General features: G+C 61.2%; 15 protein-coding genes. 7 read left to right on the forward strand and 8 right to left on the reverse strand.

Annotated features, from left to right (window positions below; translation table 11 throughout):
- Positions 1-34 precede the first annotated feature (34 nt).
- From BFQ04_RS20950 to BFQ04_RS20960, 3 genes are all read left to right on the forward strand, one after another.
- On the forward strand, positions 35-364 hold the full coding sequence (locus BFQ04_RS20950; protein WP_065952407.1) for a hypothetical protein: 330 nt from the start codon (positions 35-37) through the stop codon (positions 362-364).
- A gap of 96 nt (positions 365-460) precedes the next feature.
- Positions 461-907: a GNAT family N-acetyltransferase gene (locus BFQ04_RS20955; RefSeq protein WP_065952408.1), complete on the forward strand. Its 447-nt coding sequence runs from the start codon at positions 461-463 to the stop codon at positions 905-907.
- A gap of 4 nt (positions 908-911) precedes the next feature.
- Complete coding sequence (locus BFQ04_RS20960) at positions 912-1172, forward strand: hypothetical protein (RefSeq protein ID WP_065952409.1); 261 nt, start codon at positions 912-914, stop codon at positions 1170-1172.
- A gap of 312 nt (positions 1173-1484) precedes the next feature.
- On the opposite strand, the gene BFQ04_RS20965 is transcribed toward BFQ04_RS20960, so the two are convergent.
- On the reverse strand, positions 1485-1847 hold the full coding sequence (locus BFQ04_RS20965; RefSeq protein WP_065952410.1) for an NUDIX hydrolase: 363 nt from the start codon (positions 1845-1847) through the stop codon (positions 1485-1487).
- A 125-nt stretch (positions 1848-1972) separates the two neighbouring features.
- Between BFQ04_RS20965 and BFQ04_RS20970 the strand changes: the two genes are divergently transcribed.
- Together BFQ04_RS20970 and BFQ04_RS20975 are read left to right on the forward strand one after the other, a co-directional pair.
- Positions 1973-2950 (forward strand): Gfo/Idh/MocA family protein, encoded by a 978-nt coding sequence (locus tag BFQ04_RS20970; protein WP_065952411.1) that lies wholly within the window; start codon positions 1973-1975, stop codon positions 2948-2950.
- 45 nt (positions 2951-2995) lie between these two features.
- On the forward strand, positions 2996-3625 hold the full coding sequence (locus BFQ04_RS20975) for a ribonuclease T2 family protein (RefSeq protein ID WP_065952412.1): 630 nt from the start codon (positions 2996-2998) through the stop codon (positions 3623-3625).
- A gap of 36 nt (positions 3626-3661) precedes the next feature.
- Here the strand turns inward: BFQ04_RS20975 and BFQ04_RS20980 are convergent, their stop codons facing one another.
- On the reverse strand, positions 3662-4099 hold the full coding sequence (locus BFQ04_RS20980; RefSeq protein WP_065952413.1) for an RrF2 family transcriptional regulator: 438 nt from the start codon (positions 4097-4099) through the stop codon (positions 3662-3664).
- Between the two features lie 144 nt (positions 4100-4243).
- Here BFQ04_RS20980 and BFQ04_RS20985 point away from each other — a divergent pair, with 144 nt between their 5' ends.
- Entirely contained in the window at positions 4244-5131 is an 888-nt protein-coding gene (locus tag BFQ04_RS20985) for an NAD(P)/FAD-dependent oxidoreductase (RefSeq protein WP_065952414.1), read from the forward strand.
- A gap of 104 nt (positions 5132-5235) precedes the next feature.
- Positions 5236-5823: a LysE family translocator gene (locus BFQ04_RS20990; protein WP_065952415.1), complete on the forward strand. Its 588-nt coding sequence runs from the start codon at positions 5236-5238 to the stop codon at positions 5821-5823.
- On the opposite strand, the gene BFQ04_RS20995 is transcribed toward BFQ04_RS20990, so the two are convergent.
- From BFQ04_RS20995 to BFQ04_RS21020, 6 genes are read right to left on the reverse strand one after another with little or no spacing between them, the layout of a single operon-like run.
- A complete protein-coding gene (locus BFQ04_RS20995) occupies positions 5765-6658 on the reverse strand; it encodes an AraC family transcriptional regulator (RefSeq protein ID WP_065952416.1) in 894 nt (297 codons plus the stop codon). The two genes, BFQ04_RS20990 and BFQ04_RS20995, sit on opposite strands and share 59 nt — an antisense overlap.
- 18 nt (positions 6659-6676) lie before the next feature.
- A complete protein-coding gene (locus BFQ04_RS21000) occupies positions 6677-8278 on the reverse strand; it encodes an ABC transporter ATP-binding protein (protein ID WP_065952417.1) in 1602 nt (533 codons plus the stop codon).
- Position 8279: 1 nt separating this feature from the next.
- The gene (locus BFQ04_RS21005; RefSeq protein ID WP_017738565.1) at positions 8280-9299 is read right to left on the reverse strand and encodes an ABC transporter permease; all 1020 of its coding nucleotides are present in this window, start codon (positions 9297-9299) and stop codon (positions 8280-8282) included.
- Position 9300: 1 nt separating this feature from the next.
- On the reverse strand, positions 9301-10377 hold the full coding sequence (locus BFQ04_RS21010) for a microcin C ABC transporter permease YejB (protein ID WP_065952418.1): 1077 nt from the start codon (positions 10375-10377) through the stop codon (positions 9301-9303).
- A complete protein-coding gene (locus tag BFQ04_RS21015; protein WP_065952419.1) occupies positions 10378-12216 on the reverse strand; it encodes an extracellular solute-binding protein in 1839 nt (612 codons plus the stop codon).
- Positions 12213-14042, reverse strand: a complete 1830-nt coding sequence (locus BFQ04_RS21020) for an extracellular solute-binding protein (RefSeq protein ID WP_065952420.1) — start codon at positions 14040-14042, stop codon at positions 12213-12215. The genes BFQ04_RS21015 and BFQ04_RS21020 overlap by 4 nt, the downstream gene beginning before the upstream one ends.
- Positions 14043-14159 lie beyond the last annotated feature (117 nt).

Consider the following 14159-nt stretch of genomic DNA (forward strand, 5'->3'; position numbering starts at 1 on the left):
GCTTTTATTTTCAGGTGGTTAGGTGAGGAAGCCAATGCGCACTGTGGGAATCATGCTGGTTGCTTGTTCACTGGCCGGCGGCGCGGCAGCCGTGCAGGCCCGGGAGCTGCGCGAGGGCGACAAATATATGTGCAGCTGGGGCGCCGGCACGGCCGCCAGGGCCCAGGAACTCAAGCTTTCGGGGGTGTCGCTGTACGCCGCGCGGCAGAAGATCCAGACCCTCAAGTTCAACAAATCGTGGATGCGCATGATGGCCATGGGCATCACCGAGCAGACCTATGACAGCCACTCCCGGCTCAAGCCCGAGGCGATTCGCCAGAGTTTCTATCAGGATTGCCTGCGCTATAAAGTGGCGCGCAAATAAGCGCCAGTCGCAGGTTCCTGCGCAGCGGTTTACAAATCCACGACAAATGCCGTGTAAGTATTTGCATACAATCGCGTCCTTGATCGGGAGGCGTGTATGCACGTGCTTATTCGAGCGGCGACCGTCGACGACGTCGACACGCTCATTACAATCCGTACCTCTGTGGTGCAAAACCACCTGAGTGTCGAGCAGATGGCTGACTTGGGGATCACGCCGCAGGTGCTCACCGACACCCTGCGCACAGCCCCGTGCGCATGGGTCGCGGAAGTGGACGGCCAGGCGGCGGCCTTTTCCATGGTCGATCTGGAAGCTGGCGAGGTGTTCGCGATGTTCGTGCTACCCACCCACGAGAACCTCGGACTGGGCCGGCAGTTGATGGCGGCAGCCGAGGCCGCATTGTTCGAACATCACGACCGCGTGTACCTGGTCACCGATGGCCGCGATGAGATCCGCGCCAACGGGTTCTATCAGCGCCTGGGCTGGCTGAAGGCTGGCGGCGCAGACGGTGACGACGTTCGCTACGAAAAGCACAGGGCGCGCTGATCCTATGCGCGCCCCGGACCCCGAGCCATCCAACAGCTTGCGCAACTTCGTGGTAGGCGTGCTGGGGGTTGCGGCGTTGCTGGGTTTCTATTTCGTACACCTCAACGCCGAGGCAGACCGCCAGCGTGAAGAAGCCGCCGGGCAGTTGGCATTGTGCCTTCATCTGAAGCGGGTCGCCGGTGCGGCCGCCTCAGGCCCTGTCGAACTTGGCGAGGCGTGCAGGCAATTGAACCTGGAGTTTTTGAAAAGTGTGAAAGTGGAATAATGAATAACCTTTATTTATAAGTGGATTAAGTTCGCTGCCGGATCTCAAACTTGCACCAAAAAGTGGCGTAAATAGCCCTCTTACCTTAAAAAACATGTGGTTATTGAACGACTTACGACGGTTTGATCCGACGAAAGGAATAAAATAATCTTGTGAGCCGATTTTGCAGTCGCTACTATAGCCGTGCGTTCACCTCCCACGGTTTATGCATTTTTAAATCCCAAGTTTCCATCAGCTACTTGGGTTTTTTTTTGCCTTGAGTTTGATCCCGGTACCGCAGTGTCGGCGCAGCTCGCCCGGCAGACCGCCGCCTCAGAGGCGGCGCAGAAAGGACTTGACGATATGCCGTGTGGCGTCGGTGGTGTCCAATTCGTCGAGGGTTCCGTAGGCGTACCATTGGCATTCGACGATCTCGTTGCACGGCCGTGCCTCGTCGATATTCACGACCGAGGCTTCAAACACATGGTGCAGAGTGTCGCGGGCCTTCAGCTCCTGCAAGTACAGCAGGCCGTCCACGTTCAACCCCGTCTCTTCTTCCAGCTCGCGTTCCGCCGCGCCCACCGGGCGTTCGCCACGCTCTACCTTGCCGCCCGGCAATGCCCACTTCGATCTGGCCTTGCGCACGAAAAGGATGTGCCCTTCGTGTTCGCAGATGACGGTGGCCCGTATTTTCATCGTCTATACCTTTTACGGGATGTTTGTCATAAAAGTGTAATGCAATTGTCATGCTAACGGGTTATGGCGCGCGAGGCCGTGTATGTGGATACTGCCCGATTGACGTCAATGAACGAGGAGAGCAGATGAGCACCGTACGTTGGGGCATGATCGGCTGTGGCAGTGTGACCGAATTGAAGAGTGGACCCGCTTTCTACAAAGCGCCAGGTTCGGCACTGGTAGCCGTGATGGGACGCCGTGAGGAAGCCGTGCGCGATTATGCGACACGTCATGGCATTGCCCGCTTTTACACAGATGCCCAGGCCCTGATTGACGATCCCGAAGTGGACGCGGTGTACATCGCCACGCCACCCGACAGCCACCTCGAATACAGCTTGATGGTGGCTGCGGCAGGCAAGCATTGCTGCGTCGAAAAGCCCATGTCGTTGAACGCCGAACAGAGTGCGCTGATGCAGCGCACCTTCGAGCGCGCCGGGCTGCATCTGTTCGTCTCCTACTATCGACGCTCACTGCCGCGCTTCCAGCAAGTGCGCACCTGGTTGCAGGACGGTCGTATCGGCGAGTTGCGCCACCTGACCTGGACCCTGTGCAAGCCTGCGGCGCCGACAGACACTAACCCGGCCAACTGGCGCACGGATCCAGCGATTGCCGGCGGTGGTTATTTTGCCGACCTGGCCAGCCACGGCTTTGACCTGTTCCAGTACCTGGCGGGCGATATCGTCGAGGTCTGCGGCTTTACCGCGCGGCAGGCCGGGCGCTATGCGGCGGAGGACGCGGTGACGGCCTGCTGGACCTTCGCCAGTGGCGCGTTGGGCATGGGCTGCTGGAACTTTGTCGCAGACCGTCGCGAAGACCGGGTCGAGCTGATCGGCAGCCGTGGGCGCATCACCTTTGCGGTATTCGAAGACCAGCCGTTGCGCCTCGAAGGGGAGACCGACGCGGTGCTGGAGGTGCCTTGCCATGCGCACATCCAATGGCACCACGTCCTGGCGATGAATGCCCATATCCGCGGCGATGCCAAGCACCCTTCGCTGGCGATCGAGGCGTTGAAAACCGATCGAATCCTGGACAAGGTGCTACAACGTTATTCCCACCATCCTTGATCGTCGCGATAGCGTGGTGCTTCACTTTTATTGAAGGATATCGCGATGAAATACTGGATGGTGTTGTGGCTGCTGATCGTCACCGGCGCGACGGCGGCGCCGCGCAGCCAAGGGCAGGCAGGCGACTTTGATTTCTATGTGCTGTCGTTGTCATGGTCGCCGACGTTTTGCCTGACGCACCCGGACAATGAACAGTGTTCGGGCAAGGGCTACGGGTTTGTCCTGCATGGACTGTGGCCGCAGTATGCGCGCGGGGGGTGGCCTGCATCCTGCGCACCTCACTCGCAATTGACCGCTGAGGAAATGGACAAGGGGGCGACGCTGTTTCCCACCCGTGCCCTGCTCAAGCATGAATGGGCCAAGCACGGCACCTGCAGTGGGCTGGTGCCGCTTCAATACCTGGAGAAATCCGACACGGCACTGGCGGCGGTTGTGATTCCGCAACAAATGCAGCCGTTCAATACGCCGCCGTCATTATCAGCCAACGAGATCGAGGCGCTGTTTCGCGAAAGCAACCCACGCATGGGCAGCCACGGCATGGCCGTCATCTGCAAAGGCAAAGTGCTGTCTGAGGTGCGGGTATGCCTGACCAAGGACCTGGCCTTTGCCGGTTGCCCGCGCAGCGTGAAAAGCCAGTGCCGGGGTGGCGATATTCGCATCCCCACCCAGCGCTGAGCAGGTGTTAACCCAGATCAAGAATAACGGCGTTTTTCAAGGCTGCATCGCTATCCGATAGCGCTCATCGAAATCGTCTGCCAACTGTGCAAGGGTCACATCGCCCAGGCGCTTCAAAAGCAGGGCCTGGGCCTGTGCGAATGCGTCCGTCAATGCCGCGTTGACGGCCTGTTCGACCAGGCATTGCGGGTGGTCGGTGGACAGGCCGATGGCAAAGATCGACGGCGTACCCAGGGCGTTGTGAATCTCCAGCAAGGTGATTTCACTCAAGGGCTTGCCCAGGGTCCAGCCGCCCTGATGGCCCTTTTCCGAGCATACGTAACCCTTGTCCTTGAGCAGGCCGAGCGTGCGCCGCACCACCACAGGGTTAGTGCCAAGCATCTGGGCAATGGTCTGCGATGTGGCTCGTTGTTCATGGCGTCCCATGTGGATCAATACGTGCAGCATGCGCGAAAGCCGGGTGTCGTTTCTCATCCAGTAATCCCTAATCGATTCTGCGTGAAGTATCGTCCGTAACCTGAAAAGTTGCGAGATGCTTGACGCGCTAATTTCATGTAACTTATGGTGTGCCATGAAAGCGCGGAGACAATCTGCCGCGCGAAATGCGAGGGTGGCTTCATGGTGCATGACGTGATTATCGTGGGCGGCAGCTATGCTGGCCTGTCTGCGGGCCTGCAACTGGCGCGGGCGCGACGCACAGTGCTGGTGATCGATGCGGGGCAGCGGCGCAATCGGTTTGCGGCGACGTCCCATGGCTTTCTCGGCCAGGACGGGCAGGCGCCGGAGGCCATCGCCGCCGAGGGTCGCAGCCAGTTGATGGAATACCCGAGCGTGACCTGGGTGCAGGACTTTGTCAGGGTGGCCAATGCACAGCCCCACGGATTCAGCGTGCATACTGAATGCAGCGGTGAGTTCAAGGCCAAACGTTTGATCCTGGCCACCGGCGTGGTGGACGAGTTACCCGCCATTGAGGGCTTGGCAGAGCGCTGGGGCACGCGCGTGTTTCACTGCCCTTATTGCCATGGCTACGAGCTGGACCAAGGCCGAATAGGCGTATTGGCCACGTCTGCCCTGGCGATGCATCACGCGCTGATGTTGCCGGATTGGGGCGCTACCACCTTGTTCACCGACGGTGTATTCACCCCGGATGCCGAGCAACAGGCGCAGCTGCAGCGGCGTGGGGTGAGCGTGGAAAGTGGCCGCGTACGCCGCATCCAGGGTGAGCGCGCCGACCTGCAATTGCACGACGGCCGGGTATTCGCCCTCGACGGGATCTTCACGATGTCGCGCACCCACATCAGCGCCTTGGCGCAGCAACTGGGATGTGAGCTGGCCGAGGGTCCCACCGGGCCTTACCTGCACACCAACGAAACCCGCCAGACCTCCGTGGCCGGTGTGTTCGCCTGTGGCGATACCTCCCTGGCCGCCGGCTCCGTGGCCCTGGCCGTCGCCGAGGGCGTGCGCGCCGGCGTGGGGGCGCATTTTTCGTTGATCAGTCAAGGCTGAATGGGCGCGGTGCTACGAGGCAAAAGGTGATTTTGTTCAATACGCTGCACGTCTGTCCCTCTATGGTGATCCCGACTTCGTTTGGCATCACATAAGGAACTGCAATGAGCTTGACTCTTTCCATGGCCGCCTTCGCCCTGGCCACGTCCATCACGCCGGGACCGGTCAATGTGGTCGCCTTGAGTGCCGGTGCGCGTTTCGGTTTTGCCGCCAGTCAGAAGCATGTGCTTGGCGCGGCTGTCGGCTTCACGCTGCTGCTGGTATTGATCGGCCTGGGGTTGCACGAAGTACTGCTGCGCTGGCCGATCCTGACCCAACTGATCCAGTGGGGCGGGGTCGCATTCTTGCTGTACATGGCCTGGAAGCTCGCGATGGATGACGGGCAGTTGCACGCCGATGGCACCGCCACGGCGCCGTCGATGTTGTACGGCGCGATCATGCAGTGGCTCAACCCCAAAGCGTGGCTGGCCTGTGTGGCGGGGATGGGGCTGTTCGCGGCGGACGGCGAGGCGAGGCAGGTCTGGCTGTTCGCCAGCCTCTACCTGGTGATCTGCTACCTGTCGGTGGCGTGTTGGGCCTACGCCGGAACGTTTTTACGGCGCTACCTGCACAATCCCAAGGGTGTGAGAGTCTTCAACCGCTCCATGGCCGCGTTGCTGGTGGCCAGTGTGGGTTATTTGCTGATGGCTTGAGTGTTTCGCGGTATTGCCCCGGCGTGGCGGCAAAATGCTGTTTGAACGCACGCTGGAAATGCGCCTGGTCGGCAAACCCGGCGGCCAGGGCCACATCGGCGATCAGCTCGCCATTGCGCAGCTGAGTGCGGGCAAACTGAATGCGTCGGTTGACCAGAAACGCGTGGGGCGTCAGCCCGTAATACTGTTTGAAGGCGCGGATCAGGTAGGACGGCGACAGCTCGGCCGCGAGGCAAATGTCCTCCAGCTTCATGGCCTCGGTACAGTGTTCACGGATGTAGTCGGCGGCCCGCTCCAGCTTGTGATTGACCTCCCGCACGGGCGTGAGGGAAGGGTTCAGGCGCTGCTGCACTTCACTGAAGTAACCCACCAGCGCGCTCTGTTTGTGCAGCAGTTCGGCCCGCTCATCCACCAACAGTCGGTACAGCGCCAGCAAGCCGTTGTACAGCGACGTGTCGCGCGTATGGGGCGTGTTGAACGGACGGTAACCCTGGTCGGTGCTGAAACCCAGCTGATGCTGCAGGTCGGTCAGCCAGGGCGTGTCGAGATAGAGCATATGGTAGGACCAATGCTCGTTTTCGATGGGATTGCACGCATGCACGTCGCCGGGGTTCATCAACACCACGGTGCCGGTGCTGATCAGGAAGGTTTGTTCGCCATAGTGGTAATAGCTGCGCCCGCGGGTGATTGCGCCAATGGAAAAATGTTCATGGGCGTGGCGGGTGTAGGTGACCTTGCGTCCATCGGCAATGGTGCGCGCCTCGATGAACGGCAGCCGCTCGTCGCGCCAGAAACGCGGCGAGTGTGCAGGGTGAGCGGGGCTGTTCAACGACATGGCAATAGCTCCTGCCTGTTACGCGGGCACCAGAAAGGCCGCTTCCAGCAATTGCCGGGTATAGGGATGTTGCGGGTTGGCGAAAATCGTCCCGGCATCCCCTTGCTCCACGACCTGGCCCTGCTTGACCACCATCAACTGATGACTCAGCGCCTTGACCACCGCCAGGTCATGACTGATGAACAGGTAGGTCAGGTTGTACTTGGCCTGCAAACCGCGCAGCAGTTCCACCACCTGGCGTTGCACGGTACGGTCCAGCGCCGAGGTCGGTTCATCCAGCAGGATCAGGCGCGGTTTGAGCACCAGGGCGCGGGCGATGGCGATGCGCTGGCGCTGGCCACCGGAAAACTCATGGGGGTAGCGGTGCCGCGATTGCGGGTCCAGGCCGACCTCCTTGAGCGCGGCGATGATCGCGGCTTCCTGCTCGGCGGGCGTGCCCATCTTGTGAATGCGCAGCCCCTCGCCGACGATCTCGCTGACGCACATCCGCGGGCTCAGGCTGCCGAAAGGGTCTTGGAACACCACTTGCATTTCCCGGCGCAACGGGCGTACCTGTTGCTGGGTGAGGCGATCAAGCTGCTGGCCTTCGAAGCGAATCCCGCCCTGGCTGCCAATCAAGCGCAGGATCGCCAGGCCCAGGGTGGATTTGCCCGAGCCGCTTTCGCCGACGATGCCCAGGGTCTGACCCTGGGGCAGGCTGAAGTTGATGCCGTCCACGGCCTTGACGTAATCGACGGTGTTGCGCAAAAACCCTTTCTTGATCGGGAACCAGACTTTCAGGTCCTCCACTTCCAGCAGCGCTGGCCCGACGGCATTGCGGGCCGGCCCGCCGCTGGGTTCGGCCGCCAGCAATTCCTGGGTGTAAGGGTGTTGCGGCGCCTGGAACAGTGTCTCGCAGTCGGCCTGTTCGACGATGCAGCCCTGTTGCATCACGCACACACGGTGAGCGATGCGGCGGACCAGGTTCAGGTCGTGGCTGATCAGCAACAACGCCATGCCCAGGCGCGCCTGCAGCTCCTTGAGCAGTTCCAGGATCTTCAATTGCACCGTCACGTCGAGGGCGGTGGTCGGCTCATCGGCAATCAGCAGTTCCGGCTCGTTGGCCAGGGCCATGGCGATCATCACGCGCTGGCGCTGGCCTCCGGAGAGTTCGTGGGGCAGCGCCTTGAGGCGTTTGTGCGGCTCGGGGATGCCCACCAGTTCCAGCAGTTCCAGGGTGCGCTGGGTGGCGACCTTGCCGGTGAGGCCCTTGTGCAGGCCGAGCACTTCGTTGATCTGTTTTTCGATGCAGTGCAGCGGGTTCAGCGAGGTCATCGGTTCCTGGAAGATCATCGCGATGCGGTTGCCGCGAATATGCCGCAGGGGCTTTTCCTTGAGCGTCAGCAGGTCTTGCCCGGCGTAACTGATGGTGCCGGACGGGTGCCGCGCCAAAGGGTAGGGCAAGAGGCGCAGGATCGAATGCGCCGTCACCGATTTGCCGGAGCCGCTTTCGCCGACCAGGGCCAGGGTCTCGCCGCGCTTGATATCGAAGCTGACGTGATTGACCACGCGATGCTGATGCTCGCCCGTGACGAACTCGACACTGAGGTCGCGGATTTCGATCAGATTGTCCTGATTCATCTCATTTCCTCGGGTCGAAGGCGTCGCGAGCGGACTCGCCGATAAATACCAGCAGGCTCAACATGATCGCCAGCACGGCGAACGCGCTCATGCCCAGCCACGGCGCCTGCAGGTTGGATTTGCCCTGGGCCACCAGCTCGCCCAATGACGGCGAGCCGGCCGGCAGGCCGAAACCCAGGAAGTCCAGGGCGGTGAGGGTGCCGATGGCGCCGGTGAGGATGAACGGCATGAACGTCATGGTCGACACCATCGCATTGGGCAGGATATGGCGGAACATGATCGCGCCGTTCTGCATGCCCAGCGCACGGGCCGCGCGCACGTATTCGAGGTTGCGCCCACGCAGGAACTCGGCACGCACCACGTCCACCAGGCTCATCCACGAGAACAGCAGCATGATGCCCAGCAGCCACCAGAAGTTGGGCTGCACGAAGCTGGCGAGAATGATCAGCAGGTACAGCACCGGCAACCCGGACCAGATTTCCAGGAACCGCTGCCCGGCCAGGTCCACCCAGCCGCCATAGAAACCCTGCAGGGCGCCGGCGATCACGCCGATGATCGAGCTGAGCACGGTCAGCGTCAGCGCGAACAGCACCGACACGCGAAACCCATAGATGACCCGCGCCAGCACATCGCGGCCCTGGTCATCGGTGCCCAGCAGGTTGACGCTCGACGGTGGCGCGGGGGCCGGTACTTTCAGGTCGTAGTTGATGCTCTGGTAGCTGAACGGGATCGGTGCCCACAGGGTCCAGGCATCCTTGGCCTTGAGCAGTTCCTGGATATACGGGCTCTTGTAGTTGGCTTCCAGGGGGAACTCGCCGCCGAAGGTGGTCTCCGGGTAGCGCTTGAGCGCCGGGAAATACCAGTCGCCGTCGAAGTGCACGGCCAGCGGCTTGTCGTTGGCGATCAATTCGGCGCCCAGGCTCAGCACAAACAGGATCAGGAACAGCCACAGCGACCACCAGCCACGCTTGTTCGCCTTGAACCGCTCGAACCGGCGGCGATTGAGGGGGGACAGGTTCATCTCAATGCTCCCGGCTGGCGAAGTCGATACGCGGATCGACCAGGGTGTAGGTGAGGTCACCGATCAGTTTCACGATCAGCCCCAGCAGGGTGAAGATAAACAGCGTACCGAACACCACCGGATAGTCGCGATTGATCGCCGCTTCAAAGCTCATCAGGCCGAGGCCGTCGAGTGAGAAGATCACTTCCACCAGCAGGGAACCGGTAAAGAAGATACCGATAAAGGCCGAGGGGAAACCGGCGATCACCAGCAGCATCGCGTTGCGAAACACATGGCCGTAGAGCACGCGGTGGTTGGTCAGGCCCTTGGCCCTGGCGGTGACCACGTACTGTTTGTTGATCTCGTCGAGAAAGCTGTTCTTGGTCAGCAGGGTCATGGTGGCGAAGTTGCCGATCACCAGGGCGGTCACGGGCAGGGCCAGGTGCCAGAAGTAATCGAGGACCTTGCCACCCCAGCTCAATTCGTCGAAGTTGTTCGACGTAAGCCCGCGCAAGGGGAACCAGTCCAGGTAACTGCCACCGGCAAACACCACGATCAGCAGGATGGCGAACAGGAACGCCGGGATCGCATAGCCGACGATGATTGCCGAGCTGGTCCACACATCGAAGTGGCTGCCGTGACGCGTGGCCTTGGCGATGCCCAGGGGAATCGACACCAGGTACATGATCAGGGTGCTCCACAACCCGAGGGAAATCGACACCGGCATCTTCTCCCTGATCAGGTCGATGACCTTGGCGTCACGGAAAAAGCTGTCGCCGAAATCCAGCCGGGCGTAGTTCTTGACCATGATCCACAAGCGTTCCGGCGCCGACTTGTCGAAGCCGTACATCTTCTCGATTTCCTTGATCAGCGCCGGGTCCAGGCCCTGGGCGCCACGGTAGCTGCTGGAGCCGGCCACCGAGACTTCGGCGCCGCCGCCGGCAATGCGGCTGGTGGCGCCGTCAAAGCCTTCGAGCTTGGCGATCATCTGTTCCACCGGGCCGCCCGGGGCGGCCTGGATGATGACGAAGTTGATCAGCAGGATCCCGAACAGCGTGGGGATGATCAGTAACAGGCGACGAACAATATAGGCCAGCATTCAATCGCCTCCGCTCGCCGCTTCGGCGCTTTGCGTGGTGTCCAGGGGAACCGCCGGTTTGACGTCGGGCTTGGCCCACCAGGTGGCGGTGCCGACGTCATAGCGCGGCGAGACTTTCGGATGGCCGAGGTGGTCCCAGTACGCCACACGGAAGGTCTTGATGTGCCAGTTGGGAATCACGTAGTAGCCAAACTGCAGCACGCGGTCCAGTGCCCTGGCGTGGGCGATCAGGCTTTTGCGCGAGTCGGCGTCGATCAGTTGTTCGACCAACTGATCGACGGCGGGGTCCTTGAGCCCCATGTAGTTGCGGCTGCCCGGTTTGTCGGCGCTGGACGACTTCCAGAACTCACGCTGCTCATTACCCGGGGAAGTCGATTGCGGAAAGCTGCCCACCAGCATGTCGAAATCCCTTGAGCGCAGGCGGTTGACGAACTGCGACACGTCGACCCGGCGAATGACCAGGTCGATACCCAGGTCGGCCAGGTTGCGCTTGAACGGCAACAGGATGCGCTCGAACTCGGTCTGGGCCAGCAGGAATTCGATGGTCACCGGTTTACCGGTGGTGTCGACCATCTTGTCATCGACGATCTTCCAGCCGGCTTCCTGCAGCAACTGGTACGCCTGGCGCTGCTGCGCGCGGATCATGCCGCTGCCGTCGGTTCTGGACGGCTCGAAAGCCTGGGTGAAGACGTCGGCGGGGATCTTGTCGCGCAGCGGTTCAAGAATGGCCAGTTCATCCGGACCGGGCAAGCCGGTGGCGGCCATTTCCGAGTTCTCGAAGTAACTGCGGGTGCGGGTGTAGGCGCCGTTGAACAACTGTTTGTTGCTCCATTCGAAATCCAGCAACAGGCTGATGGCCTTGCGCACCCGTACGTCCTGAAACATCGGTTTGCGTGTGTTGAACACGAAACCCTGCATGCCGGTGGGGTTGCCGTTGGGGATTTCTTCTTTGATCAAACGGCCCTGGGCCACCGCTGGAATGTTGTAGGCGTTGGCCCAGTTTTTTGCGCTGAACTCCAGCCAATAGTCGAACTGCCCGGCTTTCAAGGCTTCCAGGGACACCGTACTGTCGCGGTAATAATCGGTGATGCGGTTATCGAAGTTATAGAAACCCTTGGCCACCGGCAGGTCCCTGGCCCAGTAGTCCTTGACCCGCTCGTAGCGAATCATGCGCCCGGCCTTGACCTCGGCCACCTTGTACGGGCCACTGCCCAGCGGTATTTCCAGATTGCCTTTGGAAAAGTCGCGGCTGGCCCACCAGTGCTTGGGCAGCACCGGCAATTGCCCGAGGATCAGTGGCAGCTCACGGTTGTTGGTGCGCTTGAATTTGAACAGCACCCGCAGCGGGTCTTCGGCGACCACTTCATCCACGTCGGCGTAGTAGGTGCGGTAGAGCGGGGTGCCGTCCTTGATCAGGGTCTGGAAGGTGAACACCACGTCTTCGGCGCGGATCGGGTGGCCATCGTGGAAGCGTGCCTCGGGGCGCAGGTAGAAGCGCACCCAACTGTTGTCCGGGGCCTTCTCGATCTTGCCGGCCACCAGTCCGTATTCGGTAATGGGCTCGTCCAGGCTCTGCATCGCCAGCGTGTCGTAGATCAGCGGCAGATTGTCCGCGGGCACGCCTTTGCTGATATAGGGGTTGAGACTGTCGAAGCCGCCCATGGCCGATTCGCGCAAGGTACCGCCTTTGGGGGCGTCGGGGTTCACGTAGTCGAAATGCTTGAAGTCGGCGGGGTATTTGGGGGGCTCGTTATAGAGCGTCAACGCATGTTGCGGGGCGGCCTGGGCCGCGCTGCACAGCAACAGGCTGGCGAATACAGTACTGCGCAAACACATCATTGGGCTTTCTCCGAAGCTTTCAGCCACCACGCGCTCAAGCCCAGGCTGTAGGGCGGCGTGGTGACAAAGGCGAACCGGTTGCGGTACGCCAGGCGATGATAGTTGAGGTACCAGTTGGGAATGCTGTAGTGCTGCCAGAGCAACACCCGGTCCAGGGCGCGACCGGCAGCCAGCTGCTCTTCGCGGGTCTTTGCCGCGAGCAGTTGTTCGAGCAGGTGATCGACCACGGGATTGGCGATGCCCGCGTAATTCTTGCTGCCCTTGATGGTGGCCTGGCTGGAATGAAAGTACTGCCATTGTTCCAGCCCCGGGCTGAGGGTCTGGTTGAGGGTGACCAGGATCATGTCGAAGTCGAACTGATCCAGGCGCTGCTTGTACTGTGCGCGGTCAACGGTGCGCAGGCGCGCGTCGATGCCGATACTGATCAGGTTCTCGACATAGGGTTGCAGGATGCGCTCCAGGTTCGGGTTGACCAGCAGGATTTCCAGGCGCAGCGGCTGCCCGTCCTTGTTCAGCAAGCGCTGGCCGGACAGTTTCCAGCCGGCCTCGCCAAGCAGGGCCAGGGCATGGCGCAGGGTTTCACGCGGGATGCCGCGACCGTCGGTCTGCGGCAGGCTGAAGGCTTGGGTAAACAGAGTGGCCGGCAGTTGTTCGCGGTAGGGCGAGAGCATCAGCCACTCGTGACCGACCGGGACGCCCGTGGCGGAGAACTCGCTGTTGGGGTAGTAGCTCAAGGCGCGTTTGTAGGCGCTGCTGAACAGGGTGCGGTTGGTCCATTCGAAGTCGAACATCAACCCCAGGGCTTCGCGCACCCTGGTCTGGCTGAAAGCCGGTCGCCGGGTGTTGATGAACAGACCCTGGCTCTGGGTGGGAATCCGGTGGGCGATCTGCGCCTTGATGACCTCACCGCGGTTGACCGCCGGGAAGTTGTAGCCGGTGGCCCAGTTCTTGGCCTGGTGCTCGATATAAATATCGAATTCGCCCGCCTTGAAGGCTTCGAAGGCGACGTCGCTGTCGCGGTAGAACTCCACCTCGACCTTGTTGTAGTTATACAAACCCTGGTTGACCGGCAGGTCCTTGCCCCAGTAATCCTTGACCCGCTCGAACACCAGCTGGCGACCAGGGGTGACCTTGCTGAGGCGATACGGCCCGCTGCCCAGCGGCGGTTCGAAGGTGGTGGCCTTGAAGTCGCGATTTTTCCAGTAATGCTGGGGCAGCACGGGCAACTCGCCCAGGCGCAGGATCAGCAGCGGGTTGCCGGCGCGCTTGAACACAAAGCGTATGCGATGGCGATTGAGCACATCGACCCGCGCCACTTCCTGCAGGTTGGTACGGTATTGCGGGTGGCCTTCGGTCAACAGGGTGCGATAGGAAAATGCCACGTCATCGGCGGTAATCGGCGTGCCGTCGTGGAAACGCGCCTCGTGGCGCAGGTTGAATACCACCCAGCTGCGGTCCTCGCTGTACTCCACCGATCGGGCAATCAGGCCGTAGCTGGACGTAGGTTCATCGCCGGACGGGGCGTACTGGCCGGTGCCGACCATCAGCGGTTCGTTCAGCTCATTGACGCCGTACTGCAGGAAGTTTGCGGTGGAAACCGGGCTGGTGCCCTTGAAGGTATAGGGGTTGAGGGTGTCGAACGTGCCAAAGGCCATCACCCGCAGTGTTCCGCCTTTGGGCGCTGCAGGGTTTACCCAATCGTAATGGGTGAATTTGGCCGGGTACTTGAGCGTGCCGAACTGCGCGTAACCGTGGCTCTCGGTAATCGTCGCGTTCGCCGCAAAGCTCAAGGCCAGACTTATTAGTAGAAGGAGGGGACGCTTCAAGTCAGAGATCCGATCCGGGCGGCTTGGGCTTTATGATCGGTACAGTAACAGCTTGTTCCGGATGGAAAAAGGCTGCTGAAATCACTGAGTATCCAATGTGGGAGGGGGCTTGCGCCC

The organism is Pseudomonas sp. 37 R 15, from assembly GCF_900004865.1.
GTDB lineage: Bacteria > Pseudomonadota > Gammaproteobacteria > Pseudomonadales > Pseudomonadaceae > Aquipseudomonas > Aquipseudomonas fluorescens_AM.

Bases quoted from the DNA above. Each gene is read 5' to 3' on its own strand.
- BFQ04_RS20950 (WP_065952407.1), top strand. From the start codon at position 35: ATGCGCACTGTGGGAATCATGCTGGTTGCTTGTTCACTGGCCGGCGGC.
- BFQ04_RS20955 (WP_065952408.1), top strand. From the start codon at position 461: ATGCACGTGCTTATTCGAGCGGCGACCGTCGACGACGTCGACACGCTC.
- BFQ04_RS20960 (WP_065952409.1), top strand. From the start codon at position 912: ATGCGCGCCCCGGACCCCGAGCCATCCAACAGCTTGCGCAACTTCGTG.
- BFQ04_RS20965 (WP_065952410.1), bottom strand. From the start codon at position 1,847: ATGAAAATACGGGCCACCGTCATCTGCGAACACGAAGGGCACATCCTT.
- BFQ04_RS20970 (WP_065952411.1), top strand. From the start codon at position 1,973: ATGAGCACCGTACGTTGGGGCATGATCGGCTGTGGCAGTGTGACCGAA.
- BFQ04_RS20975 (WP_065952412.1), top strand. From the start codon at position 2,996: ATGAAATACTGGATGGTGTTGTGGCTGCTGATCGTCACCGGCGCGACG.
- BFQ04_RS20980 (WP_065952413.1), bottom strand. From the start codon at position 4,099: ATGAGAAACGACACCCGGCTTTCGCGCATGCTGCACGTATTGATCCAC.
- BFQ04_RS20985 (WP_065952414.1), top strand. From the start codon at position 4,244: ATGGTGCATGACGTGATTATCGTGGGCGGCAGCTATGCTGGCCTGTCT.
- BFQ04_RS20990 (WP_065952415.1), top strand. From the start codon at position 5,236: ATGAGCTTGACTCTTTCCATGGCCGCCTTCGCCCTGGCCACGTCCATC.
- BFQ04_RS20995 (WP_065952416.1), bottom strand. From the start codon at position 6,658: ATGTCGTTGAACAGCCCCGCTCACCCTGCACACTCGCCGCGTTTCTGG.
- BFQ04_RS21000 (WP_065952417.1), bottom strand. From the start codon at position 8,278: ATGAATCAGGACAATCTGATCGAAATCCGCGACCTCAGTGTCGAGTTC.
- BFQ04_RS21005 (WP_017738565.1), bottom strand. From the start codon at position 9,299: ATGAACCTGTCCCCCCTCAATCGCCGCCGGTTCGAGCGGTTCAAGGCG.
- BFQ04_RS21010 (WP_065952418.1), bottom strand. From the start codon at position 10,377: ATGCTGGCCTATATTGTTCGTCGCCTGTTACTGATCATCCCCACGCTG.
- BFQ04_RS21015 (WP_065952419.1), bottom strand. From the start codon at position 12,216: ATGATGTGTTTGCGCAGTACTGTATTCGCCAGCCTGTTGCTGTGCAGC.